Raw genomic sequence first — 16,135 nt, forward strand, 5'->3', positions numbered from 1 at the left:
TCATTTCATTATCATATTAATATACACTACTCTATATACGCTCATTCCCTATAATCCCCTTTTTTACATACAAATTGATTTCATACTGAATGTAAGAATAATAGATTTTCTTATCATAACTCGTTATGATAAAAGAAAAAGAAAGCTGGCGGAAAATGAATAAAAAAATCGCAATAATTACAGGAGCCTCAAGTGGATTTGGACTATTAACTACACTCGAACTCGCAAAAAAAGATTATTTAGTTATTGCTACAATGCGGAACCTTGAAAAACAAGTAAACTTACTATCTCAAGCTACTCAACTCAACTTACAACAAAAAATAAAAATTCAACAATTAGATGTAACCGATCAAAACTCTATACATAACTTCCAATTATTTTTAAAAGAAATACAAAAAGTAGACCTACTTGTTAATAATGCAGGATATGCAAATGGCGGCTTTGTAGAAGAAATTCCAGTAGAGGAATACCGTAAACAATTTGAAACGAACCTATTTGGAGCTATATCAATTACCCGACTTGTCTTACCGTATATGAGAAAACAAAGAATTGGAAAAATCATCAATATAAGCAGCATTAGCGGCCAAGTTGGATTCCCTGGTTTATCTCCTTATGTATCTTCAAAATATGCATTAGAAGGCTGGAGTGAATCGCTTCGCTTAGAAGTAAAACCTTTCGGAATAGATGTTGCTTTAATTGAACCAGGTTCTTATAACACAAACATATGGGAGGTTGGGAAACAACTAGCTGAAAACCAATCTGATACAACATCTCCTTACAAAGAGTATATGGATAAAATACAAAAACATATTAATAGCGGTAGTGATACATTCGGTAATCCGATAGATGTTGCTAATAAAATTGTAGAAATTGCTGAATCTAAGCGTACAAATTTACGATATCCAATCGGTAAAGGTGTGAAATTTATGATCTTTGCGAAGAAGATTCTTCCTTGGAGATTGTGGGAACACCTTGTTTTGAGAAGCTTTAAGAAAATGTAATAAACTTTTTGAAAACTATTTTGAAAGGGATGCTAATTAAATGTTAGGTTTACCGTATGGGAAAGTGTTTTTAGTGCCGTGGACTGAAGAATGGGAAATTGAGTTTATGAAAGAGAAACAACTCATTGAGGAACAAATTGGCGAACATATTTTAGCGATACACCATATTGGTAGTACTTCTATTCCATATTTAAGTGCAAAGCCAATTATTGATATAGCAATTGAATTAGAAAATTATACGGACGGTATACATTGTATTAAAAAGTTAAAACTACTAAACTATAAATATAGAAAAGAAGTATTACCCGAAAGATACTATTTTAATAAAGGTGAACCAAGAACTCATCAAATTCATATGTATGAACAAGGGAATACATATTTAATAGAACAATTACAATTTCGTGATTACTTAATAGACAATAAAACTGCACGCATGCAGTATGAACAGTTAAAGATTCAACTTTCACAAGCTAATCCTACTGATAAACATAAGTATGCAGAGGATAAAACTAATTTCATTACATCTATATTAACTAAAATAAATGCTTAAATAAACAAGAAACCATTTAGTAGTAAATGGTTTCTTGTTTATTAGTTATTTCATTTAATTACTTGAAATAAATTGGACTATATTACGGTTATCCCCTTCTAAATAACTTATGATGCCTTCAGGATATGTCGGCTTCTCCTGTAATTCCTCTAGACTTTTCCAAATTAATATAATATCCTCATGCTCTTTATGCCTTATTTCATTTGTAATGATTTTTTCAACAGTCCCCCAATGTATCAATGTACAATGATGACCTTTTTCGTTGTCCCACTCAAAAATGTGTTCATTTACAATTGCTAACTCTTGAACATCAACTTTCAAATCGTATTCTTCTATTAACTCTCGAATTATTGCTTCTTTTGACGTTTCACCAAATTCAATAGAGCCACCTGGAAAACGATAAAATGATCCATTTTCATCGCATTGTACAAGTACTTTAGAATGATCTTCATTTAAAATCATTGCTTCAGCACGTAATTTAGGATTTTTCATTTTGTCTCCCCATTCATTCCACATATGATTAAATCCAATAGGTATAAAAGAAAAAATTAAGAATAATTCCTGTTATTACTAATAGCGGAACCGTTCCTAAAGAAATGACATATTCCCTCGATTCTTTATCAAATTTCCACTCCATAAATGATTGAAAGCAGTATAAAGTTATTAAAAATAAAATGGGTAAATTACTAATATAAACGGGATTTAAAGTAGCACATATCATCGTAAAAATTATATAAGAAATAATAAGAGCCCTAGTGCCCCATTTATGAAAGTTGTTTACATATTTACTATTCCAGTCTGTTTGTTTCGGTATATTTAGTTTTTTCCTCACTACTTTTTCAAAAACAACTAAGGATATAATCCATACTATTAATAAAATTCCTTTAACCCAAAACAGTGATGTTTCCTCCTTTACCTTTTCTCCGGCTGATCACTCGGATACGTAGCATTCCTTTTATTTTCTACGTCCCAACTAATAATTGTCGCACTATCACGTCCCAACTGATGATGCACGTGTTCTAAAACATTGTGAATATTTTCTTTAAGTGTTTTATCATTTCTGTTCATAGCATTATACAAATTTACAGGTATTTCATATCGGCGTTCCCCGCATTCTAATACTCCATCTGTCACCATTACAATTCGGTTCTTTCCAGTACGTAATTCACGAATACCTGATGAATAGCAAGGAACAGGTAAATCAAATGTGTTTACATTTCCAATCCATTCGTAAAAATGACGTTGATTTAATGCATATTGTCCTAACTTATGTAACTCTTCATGAAATACATACACTAAACAATCACCGATAGAAAGCCACCATATATAATTTTCTTTCCTTACACATAGTAAGCAAGCTGTTTCACCTTTAATTTTTTTGCACTTTTCCTTAAATGAAGATGACTTAAAAATTGTAAGTATATGATTTTCAACAGACTGAAATACTGAATTAATTGGTTCATTCAAAATTACTTTTATATTTTCATATTCTTTTTCGATTGTATTTACTACTAAATCAACACTTTCTACACTATTATGTCCATCTAATATAGCTGCAAATTCCCATTCACCATTTGACCAAACTAATGCACCATCTTCATTCTTTTTCGCTCCAGCACTTTTATTCCCGCCATATTTACCAAGTACAATATCACCATATTGTTTAACTGAAATTTCTCCTAAACACATTTCTATATTTCCAACCCATGAATATTGTGTATTATTTGTTGTATGCATACTCATTTACCATATACTTTCGTATTCTTTCACATAGTTTTTTTATTTTCTCTTCGTCACCATATGGTGCGCCAGTCCATTTCGCTATCTCGGTTGGTGACCAAAACTCTTTTGGTGTATTCGGATAACGCGGAATAATGTGCATATGCATATGTGGTACACCATTTCCTGAAACAAAAGTGTAAATATGCTCTGCACCTTCGCTTTCTTTTAGCGCTTTACTTACTCTACTTGTTATAAGTCCGAACGCTTTCGCTTCTTCATCTGTTAGTTCAGCAAGGCCAGGTACATGTCTTTTTATATCTATCATTACATAACCCAGGTATGTTTCTTCACTATCCCAGTGGACATGTCCAACGTAAACGAGTTCATCTTCGAAAATAGCTCCACCTGGAACTATAATATTTCCTATATGTTTTTTGCAAATGAAACAGTTTTGTTCTATTTGATTGTTTGTTGACATATCCATCACCTTCCTTTTCATATATAATATCACAAAAAAAGGAAAAACAGGTTTCGTATTCCGAATTTTCATTCTTTTGATACAACAATTTTTGAAATGAATTTACATCTCATTATTTCTTCAAAAACGCAATCCCAATTATAATCCCAATCACAATTCCGATTACTAAATTATTTGTAAAGTGCCCTTGAAATACACCAATTACAACTCCTATACCGACACCTATTGCCAAAGCATCATTTCTTTTTTTATTTTTAGCCAAAATTACATCTCCTCCCATCATTTCTCCCTAAATAACATACATTTACTTGAATGTATTAATATACGGACTATCTCGCTTAAATATTTCCAAAAAATGTACTGTAACTTCACATATAATATTTTCCATTTTCTGTACATACTCCTTTTATATTGGAAAATTTTCAAGTAACTATTAATTATACATAGGCATTTACTATAAGAAAGCTTCGTAATTTATTGAAGGAGGAACGATTCAAATGTATCCTCATTGGAATCCAAATATAAATCAACAGTATGTTTATTCCCCTCATCCCGCAAGGAATACATTGCATCATGATTCACAATATATGATGCAGCGTATTGCAAGTCTTGAAAATCAATTAACTAAATTAATCTCATTAATCGAGGAAAATAATCAATTAATTAAATCAATGGAACAACAAAAAAACCAAGTTTGTGCACCAGCTGGAGGTTCTGTTATCGTTCGTATGTGATCTGGATGCAATAAAAAACACACTTTGTATTATAAAAGTGTGTTTTTTATTCATTATTTTCTTTTCGTATGGAACCCTTGTGTAATTCGATCTAATATAATTGCGATTACTACGATAGCTAATCCAGCTTCAAATCCCATTCCGATATTAACTTGTGTTACAGAGCGATATACATCAACTCCAAGTCCTGGAGCTCCTACAAGTGATGCTGTTACTACCATCGATAAAGAAAGCATAATGCTTTGATTCACACCAGCCATGATTGTGCCAGTTGCGAGTGGTAATTGTACTTTAAATAATTTTTGTGATGCGGTAGAGCCAAACGCATTTGCTGCTTCTATTAAATCTTCTGGAACTTGTCTAATTCCTAAGTCAGTAAAACGAATTGTCGGCGGCATTGCAAAGATTACTGATGCAATAATCCCAGGTACTACACCTACTCCGAAAAATGTAATCGCGGGGATAAGATATACGAACGCCGGCATTGTTTGCATAAAATCTAATGTCGGTTTTAAAAATTTTGAGAAACGTTCATTTTGAGATGCTAAAATACCAATTGGAATCCCTACAATAATTGAAATAATCACAGACGTAAGTACGAGTGCTAATGTTTGCATCGTTTGTGCCCAGTAGTTAATATTCAAAATAAATAATAATCCGATCAATGTAAAAATAACTAAAGATACTTTTCTCGTTGTGTACCAAATGAGGAAACAAAGAATAATAATCATCAATATGGCTGGTATTATTGTTAAAAAATTAGTGAGTAAATCAACGAATCCACCAATAATATAAGAGAATCCTCGGAATAAGCCTTCAAGGTGCTCATATAAACTTGCAACAAATGAGTCGACCCATTCCCCTAATGGAATCCGCGGTATACTATTCATCGTCTTTCACCTCTTCCTCAATATTTCCTGCAAGAGCTTGAATGACACTTTCACGTTTAATAATTCCTCTTAGCCTTTTCTTCTCATCGATTACTGGTAACGGATATTTCATCTCTGCCATTTTTGCATATGTCTCTTCCAGTAAAGTATCCAAATACACATGCGGAATATCATTAAGTAATAAATCAGCAATCGGCCACTGTTTTTGTACTGCTTTACTCGCATCATCCGCAGTTAATATACCTAAAAACTCATACTTTTTGTTTACAACATATACAGTTGAAACACCTGCATTCCTCATAATTTGAAGGGCTACACGAGGTCCACGATCAATTAATAAAGTTTCTGGTCGTTTTAAAATAGACTCCGCCGTAATTACTTTTCCTAAATTCACATCCGCAACAAACTTTTCTACAAATTCATTAGCGGGGCTCATCATAATTTCTTCTGGTGTTCCAATTTGGACGATTTCTCCATCTTTCATTAATGCGATACGATCTCCAATTCGAAGCGCTTCATCTAAATCATGCGTAATAAATATAATCGTTTTTTCCATTTTATCTTGTAACTCTAACAATTCATCTTGCATTTCTTTTCGAATAAGTGGATCTAATGCACTGAATGACTCGTCCATTAGTAATACATCTGGATTATTCGTTAGTGCCCTTGCGATTCCAACGCGCTGTTGCATACCACCACTAAGTTGACTTGGGTAATTATCTTTATGATGATCGAGTCCTACTAACTGTAGCGATTCTAACGCTTTTTTCTCTCGCTCTTCAACCGGAACTCCTTGTATTTCTAAACCATATGCAACATTTTGTATAACTGTACGATGCGGAAATAGAGCGAATTTCTGAAATACCATACTCATTTTCGTTCTTCTTACTCTCCGTAACTCTTCTTTTCCCATCGTTGCGATGTCTTCACCATCTATGTATATATGACCTGCAGTTGGTTTAATCAATTGATTTAACATACGAACTAGCGTAGATTTCCCGCTACCAGACAAACCCATAATAACGAAAATCTCTCCAGAGTAAACTTCAAACGTTGCTTTTTTCACCCCAACGTTCATTCCTGTCTCTTTTAAAATTTCCGATTTACTTTTTCCTTCTTTTAATAAGGAAAGGGCCCTTTGCGGATGTTTCCCGAATACTTTTGTTACGTTTTCAACACGCACCTTTGTATTATCCATGTCACTACTCCTTTTCTACCCATCTATTCACATAGTGTTGCGATTTTACAAAGAAATATTACATAAAAATGACATTCATAAGATTTCTTTAAAATTCTCGTTTCCGTTCATAATAAGAATGCTTACTTATACATTTATTTTATAAGGCAAACGTTACTTAGGAGGTTTTCGATGCGAAAGAAAATTTGGTTTATATGCCTTGCATTATTTATTACTATGATTTTCACTTCATGTAATGCAACAAATGCAAATTCGAAAGGAAAAATTAAACTTGGTGTAACAAGTTGGAAAGAAAATATTGCAACCGCAAACATGTGGAAAGTTTTATTAGAAGAAAAAGGCTACAAAGTTGAACTTATGTATTTAGAAAAAGCCGCAATTTGGACTGGTGTCGCTCGTGGTGATGTTGATGCGAATTTAGAAGTATGGCTACCAGTTACAGATAAACCGCTAAACGATCGTTATAAAGATGATATTGTCTTAAAATCAAAATGGTACGAAGGTACTGGACTAGGTTTAGTCGTCCCTTCTTATATGAAAAACATAAACAGTATCGAAGATTTAAATGCTCATAAAGATGAACTAGAGAATAAAATTGTCGGTATCGAACCCGGTAGTAGTCTTATGAATTTAACGAATAAAGCAATGAAAGAATATGATATAAAACTAAAACTTGTCCAATCTTCTGAAGCTGCGATGATGAGTGAACTAAAGAAAGCATATACGAAAAAAAAACCAATCACTGTTACGCTTTGGAATCCGCATTGGGGCTTTTCAGAATTTGACTTAAAATATTTAAAAGACCCTAAGAAAGTATATGGTGAAAAAGATGACATTTATTACTCCGTTCGTAAAGGTTTCGAAAAAGACCATCCGGATATCATAAAATACTTTGACAAATGGAAGATGAACGATGAACAGCTTGGTACGTTAATGGTCGAGTTAAATAAAACGAAAGATCCCGAAGAAGCGGCGCGAAAATGGATTAAGAAGAATCAAGCGCTAGTTGATGAATGGGTAAAAGATTAATAAAAATAGGCTAGAGGGTTAGCATATCCTCTAGCCTGTTTTTAACTTATTTTTTCGTAACAACGTCATCTACAATCCCATATGCCTTCGCTTCTTCTGCAGTCATAAAATAATCTCTTTCTGTATCATGTGCTACTCTTTCAATCGGTTGGCCTGTTTTTTCTGCAATCATTTTATTAATATCATGCTTTAACTTTAATATTCTTTTCGCAGTTATTTCAATTTCTGTTGCTTGCCCTTGTGCACCACCAAGCGGCTGATGAATCATAATTTCACTGTTAGGGAGAGCAAACCGTTTTCCTTTTGCTCCTGATAATAATAACAATGCACCGAATGATGCCGCAAAGCCCATGCATAGCGTTTGCACATCTGGTTTAATTAAATTCATCGTATCTAATATTGCAAAACCTGCTGTCGTTGAACCGCCAGGGCTATTGATGTATAAGAATATATCTTTTTCTGCATCTTCTGCTTCTAAAAATAATAATTGCGCTACGACACTACTCGCTACTTGATCATTAATTTCTGAGCCGATAATAATAATGCGGTCTTTCAATAACCTTGAATATATATCATAGGAACGTTCTCCTAATTTTGTTTGTTCTACTACATATGGAATTGCATTCATTTTAAATCCCTCCAATACTTGTTATGCTGCGTAAAGCATATAACTGTAGGAAGAAGGTTTTTTCACATTAAATAATAAGACTGGCTGTTTAGATGGTAACTTAGTAAAATCTATTGTCGGAAGAAGCTTCGTTAATAATTCCGGTCTTTCCTCACGAATAGATGTTACAACAACTTCAATATCCTCTGTGAATTCGACTATCTCAATCCCTTCTTCACTTACAGTTTTCAGCCTATTTCTACTCCGAAATAAAGAAGCTTTCACTGCACCTTCTGATACAGAACACACTTTAGCAATATCAGCGATACTATATTGAAAAACATCTTTTAATAATAAAATCGCGGATTGCTGTACATTTAATGAAGACAATACTTTCCCTACCATTTCATGCAAATCTGCAATGTTCTCATGTGGTTCTTCAAAAGTGATTTGTCCTCTTATTTTTTCATGAACAGACTTAGACTTCATCTGATCTAACCAACGATTTCTTGCTATTTTATAGACGAGTGTCATACAAATATCTTTATTTCTATATTTTTGAAGCACTTTACACACTGTTTCTTGGGCGAGATCTTCCCCATCCCATTTGTTTTTCGTTAAAAAAGTACAGTATCTTTTTAACTCTCCATATTGTTCAATTAAAAAGTTTATATTTGAATGATTCATATCGATATGGTTCTTTGAAACATGAGTTACTTTTGTGCACAAAATAACCACTCCTTTTCAGCGCTTACTTAATAAACGATTCAACATTAAAAAAAGTTACGGGGATATAAAAAAATAATGTTTATGTTCAATAATTCGCGGTCATAAATATGTTATGTACAATTTTACGTGAGGAGGAACAAATTTGCCAAAATTAACAATTGAAGGTGCGGGAACTTTTGATGTGAAAGAAGGAACAAAGTTAGTATTAGCAATTGAAGATAGCGGTGTCAACATTCTTCATCGTTGCGGCGGGAATGCACGTTGCACAACTTGTAGAGTAGAAATACTAGCAGGTGATTTCTGTGAAGCAAGTGCGAATGAGAAACATGCAATGACGGAAAAAGGAATTGAAGATCATTTACGATTATCTTGTCAAATGCGTGTACATAAAGATATAGTCGTTCGTCCGGTACTTACAGTTGAAAATTCAGGTCTTGATGCCGGGCCGCGTCCGGTGGAGTAAAGCGATGAATTTAAAACAGCTCGCTGGCGAATATGCCGCTAACTTTGTAAATGATGGCATGAAGGTTGGGCTTGGTACAGGTTCTACTGTATATTGGACAATACAAAAATTAGGTGAGCGTGTAAAAGAAGGATTATCATTTCAAGCTGTACCAACATCAAAGGAAACTGAAGCATTAGCACATCAACTAAATATCCCCCTACTTTCGTTAAACGACGTACAAAGTCTTGATCTTACAATTGATGGAGCGGATGAAATTGATTCAGATTTACAACTTATAAAAGGCGGTGGCGGTGCATTACTTCGTGAAAAAATCGTTGCCTCTTCCTCTAAAAAACTAATTATCATTGCTGATGAATCGAAACTTGTAACACATTTAGGTAATTTTCCATTACCTGTTGAAATCATCCCTTTTTCATGGAAACAAACCGAAAATAAAATTCAGTCTTTAGGGTGTCAAACAACGTTACGTTTAAAAAATAATGAAATCTATATAACCGATAACAATAACATGATTATCGATTGTATATTCCCTAATCATATTTCTAATCCTGCCCATTTACACACCCAATTAAAAATGATTACTGGTGTAGTTGAAACAGGGTTGTTTATAAGTATGACGAGTACAGCAATTATTGGTACTAAAAATGGGATAAAGAAATTGTAATAAAAGCTAACTTTTTAAAGTTGGCTTTTTAGTATGTTCTTCTTCTCTTAATAGTGCTTTATTATGATATACTAGGAAAACGCAAACTGATTACACTAGAAAGGACTGAACATTTTGCAATCCAAACTTATAACAGAACTTACTGATTTAGAAACTGCCTTTCATATTCGAAAAGAAGTATTTGTAAAAGAACAAGGTGTTCCTCTTACAGATGAATTCGATACATTCGATGAAATCGGAGAGCAATGTAAACATATTTTAGTTTATTATCATGATCTTCCTGTAGGCACAGGGCGTATACGATTTGTTGATGGTGTCGGAAAATTAGAACGTATTTGTATTTTAAAAGATTATCGTACATATGGATTAGGTAAAGTCATCATTCAAACGTTAGAAGAAATTGCTCGTAACGAACAAGCTACAAAAGTGAAGCTACACGGTCAAACACAAGCTGAAGGATTTTATAAAAAATTAGACTATCAAACTTCTTCTGATATATTTATGGAAGATGGCATTCCGCACATACTTATGACGAAAGTGTTATCATAATAAAAAGGGTAGTATATGAATCTTATGTATTCATACACTACCCTGTTTTATTAATAGAAAAGTGAATTCTCAAAATTACCTTTTGCATCAAAGCCCATCATCTTTTAGTTCATACCTAGGTAAAACTTACACTGTTTTCCATAATGATAATGCATAAATCCAGTTTGGATCACCATTTCCTTGATAACTCTGGACTGCTTCATATACTTTTCCTTCGTGTAGAACTCTATCTCCCTTTTTATATGCTTTTTTTGCATCCCACGCTTCATGTGAAGCGCTTTCAGTTTTTGTAGTAATTGTGAATATATCACTCTGTACGGATTCATTTCCAGCTACATCAACAGCTTTCACTACATATTTATAAGTAGTATTAGCGAGCAGATTTTTATCCAAATAAGAAGTTGTATTGGATGTTGCAATCTTTTTCATTGACCCTTCTGTTTCTCTATAAATATCATAATGGTCTACACCAATATTATCGTCAGATGGACTCCACATTAAATCCACACTTGACGCTGTCGTTCCCATACTATGTAATCCTTTTGGTTGTGTTGGTGCTTCTGTATCAGGAGTCTCAGCTGTCGTTTTTACTGTAAGCGCTGTACTTTCTGTCGATACATTGCCAGCTGCGTCAATTGCTTTTACAGTATAAGAGTATTCTGTACTTGGTTGTAACTTCTTATCAATAAAATGAGTCCCTGGTACTGTATCAATCATCTCTCCGTTACGGAAGATTTGATATCCTTTTACCCCTACATTATCCGTAGAAGCGTTCCATGTTAGTTCTACACTATTCGCTGTTACTTTTTGCGTCTGAAGTCCATTTGGAATACTTGGTGCTTCTATGTCTGGTTTCACATCATTAATAAGATTAACATCAATTACATTATAGAATGCATTTGCTGTATCAGCTACATCCCATACTGCTAAAATCACATGATATCCACTACGATCAGTAGGTACATTGATTTTATGAGTTAAATTATTTGAAGCTGCAGAACCATCATGTTGTACAGTTCCAATTGGTTCGAAATCTGCTCTTGTTAGCGCTTTATTTGGATTCCATCCTTTTTTAGTAATATAGTAATGCCACTTACTCGTTAAGTGAGGCGCAGTATACTTCCAAGTAAATGTATTTTCCCCACCAGTGATTGTATTTTTAAACCAACGATTTGCTGTTTGTTGATCTAAAATACCACCAAATTTTCCGCCTGCTGAAGCAATTTGTCCATCTACTGGACCACCTTGTGGGAACCCTTTTGGAGCTTCTAAACTTTGTGGTTCATACATAACACTTCCACAGTTTACATTTAGCGCACCATAAGTTGGACTACATAAAGCGGATCGGCTACCGGGCTTTTCAACAAAACCGTGCGCATAAGCATTTTGAGGAATAAGTGTCGTACTAATAATTCCAGCTGTTAATGCTACAATTCCTAAACTTTTTTTGTTCATTTTCATATTTTGTAGTTGTTTTAAAAATCGATTATTCATGTTCATGTCCCCTTCTTGTTATACTTTGTAGTGGAATGTGGGCTTTGATGTAAAAGAATAACAAGAGACAAACTTGTACCGATGTATGTGTTAATTATGCATACACCGCAGTGAAAATATATTTTTTCCTTGTGAAATATTTCACTTTATGAATATATCATGACATAGAACTCGCCTAAGCATGTGCAGAAGTTGTGCAGAAACAGTGAAATTATTACTAACATATAAAACCACATCCTGAAATCATAAAGTAAAACTTTAATTAGTTGGGGTTTTACGGTCGGTTAATACGGGATAAAATAAAAGTGTGCAGCAGAAATTGTAGACTTAGTTCTCAAAATTCACATTTAGTATTTTCATTTTTTCCATTTAAACAATTCTTCTCTTCTTACAACAGAAAAGTGTCTATATCATTTAATATAGACACTTTTTTCATGTATAACTTTATATTTATTACTGACCTACAAATGTAAAGATTTCATCAACAGCTTCTTTATATCCACCCGATGTTCGGAATGATTCCTTCAAATTCAAAGCAGCCTCTTTATATGAAGGGTTATTTAAAACTAACTCCACACTTTCACGCAATTTCTCCACGGTTAATTCATTCATATGTAATTGAACTCCTGCTCCAAGACTCTCCACTTGCTTTGCGATTGCTGGCTGATCTGCACTTTGCGGTATTACAACGAGCGGAATCCCGTTATACAGTCCTTCATGCACACTGTTCATCCCGCCGTGTGTAATAAATAGTTTCGTATAAGTAAGCAGTTCGGTTTGAGGCACATAGTTTTTCACAATGAAGTTTTTAGGGATTTCGCCTAGATCACTTATTTTTGTTTTATTACCAATAGACATGACAATTGTATGCTCGCTATTCTCAAAGGCCTTCATACACAGTTTATAAAAATCAATCGCTTCATTAAAAACAGTACCTAATGAAATATAAATCGGACTTTTTTCTTCAATTGAAGTAAAATCAACGTCTCTGTTTTTTACTTGTGCAGAGATAGATGGTCCTACAAATTTATATGTTTCATCAAACGTATCACCAAAAGGCTGGAACTCCTTAATTGTATACACAATAGTAAGGGGTGCAGGATTACAGAAAACTTCATACGGTGATTTTATTTCAACACCATATTTTTCAGCAATTCCCTTCGTTAAGTTTTGAAAATCATTCTGTATTTTATCATGAATTTCTACTGGGATATTTTTTGACAGATGACCTAACATTTGCTCAAAAGATTTTTCATCCTGCGCAAAAGATGTACATGAATTTATAGATGGCAATTTAAGAATTTGAGCAATTAAGTGCCCACAGCCAAACATAGAATCATGAATTATGTAATCAAAATGTTCACCTTCAATTTGTTCTAGAACACTAGGTATAACAACATCTGCTGTATGTAGAAGACCGTTTATTCTTTCCTGTAAATAATTTCTGCCTCCAGATAGAAACGCTTTTATAAATTTTTGATCATCAATCGTTCGTACAGTAGCACCTGTCTTCTCAATCCGATCCCTGAAAGCTTCTATTGAAAAATAAACGACCTCTTCACCACGAGAAATCAATTCTTCCACAACTTGTAAAGTTGGATTTATATGTCCTTCTGATCCAGCGTTAATAAATAAAACACGCGCCATAATAAACACTCCTTACGTTAAATCGTTTCTATGTTGGAAAAGTACGGATTCTCTCCATACTCTTTTCTTAGTTGTTCGTATCATGTTCCTACTAAATTGATCTAGCAAGTCTAAAACCGAGATCATCTATATGAAATGTAGGATGGCTTCGACGACGACAAGTAGCGCCGCACCCTCTCGCTGTTTCAGCCCAACTACCACCACGAAAAATGCGGTATGATCCGTACACTGTTTCATCATACAAATCATAACACCATTCCCAAACGTTCCCTAGCATATCATAAAGTCCCCATGCATTCGGTTCTTTTTGGCCAACGTCATGAATCTCTCCATTTGAATTTTCATTATACCACGCTATATCATGAAGTTTCCCGTATGTATATCCGGTTGTACTTGCTTTACATGCATATTGCCACTCTGCCTCACATGGTAATCGGTAGCCATTTGAATCTAAATTACATTTCACAATTTGACCACCATCACTAATAGAATAATATTCTTTTAATCCCGCTTTTTTTGAAAGTACATTACAAAACGCAATGGCATCGTTCCATGAAATATTGACAACTGGTTTATGATTTTTATCAAAATTATTTAATGTACTATTTGTAATAGCATCATATAGTTCGATTGTTACAGCATACTTCGCAAGAAGAAATGGTTGAATTTGCACTAGCCATTCTTTTTTTATTCGATTATCTCTTAATACTACCTCTCCAGCTGGAATATTTACCATTAATGAATCGATTGTTTGAATTAAATCATTAGTCATTTTCTATTCCTCCAAACGTTCATTTTATATGAAATTATAGTCATATACTCATTACAAAATACAATTTTCAAAAAGCGTTAAATTTTTCATAATAAAAAACGATTAGTTTAATTAAACTAATCGGTAAGATCCAAAAAGAATTGTTGTGTCACATTCTATTATTATATGTGCTCTAAAAATTTCCGAACCTCATTTGGAGATTTTAAAACAATAACCTTTTTCTCTTCGGACAATTGCTCTAACCCTTTTAAAATTGTAGGTCGTTTAGCATTAGGATATTTCCATATCCATTTAAAAAATTGCAAATCAAATCTTTCTTCGCATCCCGCGCCCATATCTGGTCTTGTTTTATTCCGGTATTTTACAATTCTTTTAAACGCACGATAAATACAAATTGTTCTATGAATATCAAGGAAGATAATTGTATCAGCTGCATTCAGTCTGATATCCATCGTCCCGCCATAATTCCCATCAATAATCCACTTCTCATCTTTAATTAAGTTATTTTGAACTGCTATTTGTTCTTCTCTCGGAACACCTTCCCAATTCGGTTTCCAAAATAATGCATCAAGATGATGCACCTTAATATTTAATTTATTTCCTAACTGCCTTGCTAATGTAGATTTTCCTGAACCACCAGAACCAATTAATATTATTTTTTTCATACCTTTACGATACCTTCTATAACTTCTTCAATAGCTTCCTTATTAGCAAAAATCCAGAAGAACATTTCTTCATTTAACTTTAATAAATCTGGTAACTGGACAAAATAAGCAATAAAGATAATTTGAATTGAAAGCATAACATACCAAATAGCTTTTAGTTCTTCTTTCGTTAAATCATTTTGTTTATAATAACCTTCAAAGACTTTGCTAACGATATGTAACCATTTCCCTCTTAATCTTTCATCACTAAATAGCTCGCTTAATACACTTGTACAGCAATAACATAAATCAAATATTTTTACATTATTTTCTAAAATCTCAAAATCTATAAACCCTTCCAGTTTATCATCTTTAAAGATTAAATTTGATAGATGCATATCACGATGAATAATTTGTCTCGGTAATGGATGGACCGTTTCCTTGAAAGCTGCGTGCATTCGCTCCATCTTTTGAATTACCTCTCGATGAACATGCTCATTCTTTTCTAAAATCGGTATAGCCCATTCAAATACCATCTTATATAAATCTCTTTTTATTAACTCATGGTCACTATTCACCGAATGTAATGCTTTGTGCAGATTAGCTATTTCTTCTCCAATTGTACTTGCTAGCCTTTCCAGCTTATCCGTATCTTTTATTTCTAAAACACTTCCGACAACATACTCATATAAGCAATAATATTTTTCTTTATATAATACATATTGTTCATCATTTTCTGTCTTTACTACTCTCTGTACTTTAATTCCCTTTTCATACAGTTGCTTCAAAACATCAAATTCTACTAGAAATTGCTTTATCGATCCCGTTCTCTTTAAAATATACTCTTTATTCTTGCATAAAACCTTCGCTACTTTTGGTTGCATTACAGTAGCTGTGACATGTTCATTTCGAAACCAAAGCTTTGCAATTTCCAGTGCTTGTTCCATTTACAAATACCCCT

The 16,135-nt window shown here is 33.5% G+C and carries 21 protein-coding genes; 7 read left to right on the forward strand and 14 right to left on the reverse strand.

The window, feature by feature from the left end; all coding sequences use genetic code 11:
- The first annotated feature begins 155 nt into the window (after positions 1-155).
- On the forward strand, positions 156-1,001 hold the full coding sequence (locus NST27_RS13360; protein ID WP_001034802.1) for an oxidoreductase: 846 nt from the start codon (positions 156-158) through the stop codon (positions 999-1,001).
- A gap of 40 nt (positions 1,002-1,041) precedes the next feature.
- The gene (locus NST27_RS13365) at positions 1,042-1,551 is read left to right on the forward strand and encodes a GrpB family protein (protein ID WP_000901215.1); all 510 of its coding nucleotides are present in this window, start codon (positions 1,042-1,044) and stop codon (positions 1,549-1,551) included.
- 54 nt (positions 1,552-1,605) lie between these two features.
- Here NST27_RS13365 and NST27_RS13370 read toward each other — a convergent pair whose 3' ends face one another.
- The 5 genes from NST27_RS13370 to NST27_RS13390 form a co-directional block, all read right to left on the reverse strand.
- The gene (locus NST27_RS13370) at positions 1,606-2,043 is read right to left on the reverse strand and encodes an NUDIX domain-containing protein (protein ID WP_000795352.1); all 438 of its coding nucleotides are present in this window, start codon (positions 2,041-2,043) and stop codon (positions 1,606-1,608) included.
- A 28-nt stretch (positions 2,044-2,071) separates the two neighbouring features.
- On the reverse strand, positions 2,072-2,410 hold the full coding sequence (locus NST27_RS13375) for a DUF4181 domain-containing protein (protein WP_074628857.1): 339 nt from the start codon (positions 2,408-2,410) through the stop codon (positions 2,072-2,074).
- Between the two features lie 53 nt (positions 2,411-2,463).
- Positions 2,464-3,288, reverse strand: coding sequence for a protein phosphatase 2C domain-containing protein (locus tag NST27_RS13380; RefSeq protein WP_047386323.1), 825 nt, complete (start codon positions 3,286-3,288; stop codon positions 2,464-2,466).
- A complete protein-coding gene (locus NST27_RS13385; RefSeq protein ID WP_170317880.1) occupies positions 3,272-3,772 on the reverse strand; it encodes an HIT family protein in 501 nt (166 codons plus the stop codon). Before NST27_RS13385 ends, NST27_RS13380 begins: the two co-directional genes overlap by 17 nt.
- 91 nt (positions 3,773-3,863) lie before the next feature.
- Entirely contained in the window at positions 3,864-4,031 is a 168-nt protein-coding gene (locus NST27_RS13390) for a hypothetical protein (protein WP_000508470.1), read from the reverse strand.
- Positions 4,032-4,248: 217 nt separating this feature from the next.
- Between NST27_RS13390 and NST27_RS13395 the strand changes: the two genes are divergently transcribed.
- The gene (locus tag NST27_RS13395; RefSeq protein ID WP_000283222.1) at positions 4,249-4,485 is read left to right on the forward strand and encodes a hypothetical protein; all 237 of its coding nucleotides are present in this window, start codon (positions 4,249-4,251) and stop codon (positions 4,483-4,485) included.
- A 53-nt stretch (positions 4,486-4,538) separates the two neighbouring features.
- Here the strand turns inward: NST27_RS13395 and NST27_RS13400 are convergent, their stop codons facing one another.
- A complete protein-coding gene (locus NST27_RS13400) occupies positions 4,539-5,375 on the reverse strand; it encodes an ABC transporter permease (RefSeq protein WP_001084770.1) in 837 nt (278 codons plus the stop codon).
- Entirely contained in the window at positions 5,368-6,573 is a 1,206-nt protein-coding gene (locus NST27_RS13405; protein WP_000370606.1) for a quaternary amine ABC transporter ATP-binding protein, read from the reverse strand. The genes NST27_RS13400 and NST27_RS13405 overlap by 8 nt, the downstream gene beginning before the upstream one ends.
- A gap of 171 nt (positions 6,574-6,744) precedes the next feature.
- Between NST27_RS13405 and NST27_RS13410 the strand changes: the two genes are divergently transcribed.
- Positions 6,745-7,602 carry a glycine betaine ABC transporter substrate-binding protein gene (locus tag NST27_RS13410; protein WP_001227622.1) on the forward strand — a complete coding sequence of 286 codons (858 nt, stop codon included), beginning with the start codon at positions 6,745-6,747 and terminating at the stop codon, positions 7,600-7,602.
- Positions 7,603-7,648: 46 nt separating this feature from the next.
- On the opposite strand, the gene clpP is transcribed toward NST27_RS13410, so the two are convergent.
- Positions 7,649-8,230 (reverse strand): ATP-dependent Clp endopeptidase proteolytic subunit ClpP, encoded by a 582-nt coding sequence (gene clpP, locus NST27_RS13415; protein ID WP_000991610.1) that lies wholly within the window; start codon positions 8,228-8,230, stop codon positions 7,649-7,651.
- Positions 8,231-8,251: 21 nt separating this feature from the next.
- Positions 8,252-8,938 (reverse strand): RNA polymerase subunit sigma-70, encoded by a 687-nt coding sequence (locus NST27_RS13420; protein WP_044584534.1) that lies wholly within the window; start codon positions 8,936-8,938, stop codon positions 8,252-8,254.
- 142 nt (positions 8,939-9,080) lie between these two features.
- Between NST27_RS13420 and NST27_RS13425 the strand changes: the two genes are divergently transcribed.
- The 3 genes from NST27_RS13425 to NST27_RS13435 all read left to right on the forward strand — a co-directional run bounded on the left by NST27_RS13425 (position 9,081) and on the right by NST27_RS13435 (position 10,617).
- Positions 9,081-9,401: a 2Fe-2S iron-sulfur cluster-binding protein gene (locus NST27_RS13425; protein ID WP_001125389.1), complete on the forward strand. Its 321-nt coding sequence runs from the start codon at positions 9,081-9,083 to the stop codon at positions 9,399-9,401.
- Positions 9,402-9,405: 4 nt separating this feature from the next.
- Positions 9,406-10,068, forward strand: a complete 663-nt coding sequence (rpiA, locus tag NST27_RS13430; protein WP_001049997.1) for a ribose 5-phosphate isomerase A — start codon at positions 9,406-9,408, stop codon at positions 10,066-10,068.
- A 114-nt stretch (positions 10,069-10,182) separates the two neighbouring features.
- Positions 10,183-10,617 carry a GNAT family N-acetyltransferase gene (locus NST27_RS13435; RefSeq protein WP_001190880.1) on the forward strand — a complete coding sequence of 145 codons (435 nt, stop codon included), beginning with the start codon at positions 10,183-10,185 and terminating at the stop codon, positions 10,615-10,617.
- 126 nt (positions 10,618-10,743) lie between these two features.
- Here NST27_RS13435 and NST27_RS13440 read toward each other — a convergent pair whose 3' ends face one another.
- From NST27_RS13440 to NST27_RS13460, 5 genes are all read right to left on the reverse strand, one after another.
- The gene (locus NST27_RS13440) at positions 10,744-12,111 is read right to left on the reverse strand and encodes a lytic polysaccharide monooxygenase (RefSeq protein WP_001065162.1); all 1,368 of its coding nucleotides are present in this window, start codon (positions 12,109-12,111) and stop codon (positions 10,744-10,746) included.
- 453 nt (positions 12,112-12,564) lie between these two features.
- A complete protein-coding gene (locus tag NST27_RS13445; protein ID WP_000124888.1) occupies positions 12,565-13,758 on the reverse strand; it encodes a macrolide family glycosyltransferase in 1,194 nt (397 codons plus the stop codon).
- Positions 13,759-13,849: 91 nt separating this feature from the next.
- Positions 13,850-14,530, reverse strand: a complete 681-nt coding sequence (locus NST27_RS13450; protein ID WP_000180360.1) for a formylglycine-generating enzyme family protein — start codon at positions 14,528-14,530, stop codon at positions 13,850-13,852.
- A gap of 161 nt (positions 14,531-14,691) precedes the next feature.
- Positions 14,692-15,195 (reverse strand): DNA topology modulation protein, encoded by a 504-nt coding sequence (locus tag NST27_RS13455; RefSeq protein WP_000720552.1) that lies wholly within the window; start codon positions 15,193-15,195, stop codon positions 14,692-14,694.
- Positions 15,192-16,121 (reverse strand): phosphotransferase enzyme family protein, encoded by a 930-nt coding sequence (locus NST27_RS13460; protein ID WP_000434094.1) that lies wholly within the window; start codon positions 16,119-16,121, stop codon positions 15,192-15,194. Before NST27_RS13460 ends, NST27_RS13455 begins: the two co-directional genes overlap by 4 nt.
- Positions 16,122-16,135: the final 14 nt, after the last annotated feature.

This window comes from Bacillus sp. FSL W8-0770, from assembly GCF_038008705.1.
In the GTDB taxonomy this organism is placed as follows: Bacteria; Bacillota; Bacilli; order Bacillales; family Bacillaceae_G; genus Bacillus_A; species Bacillus_A cereus.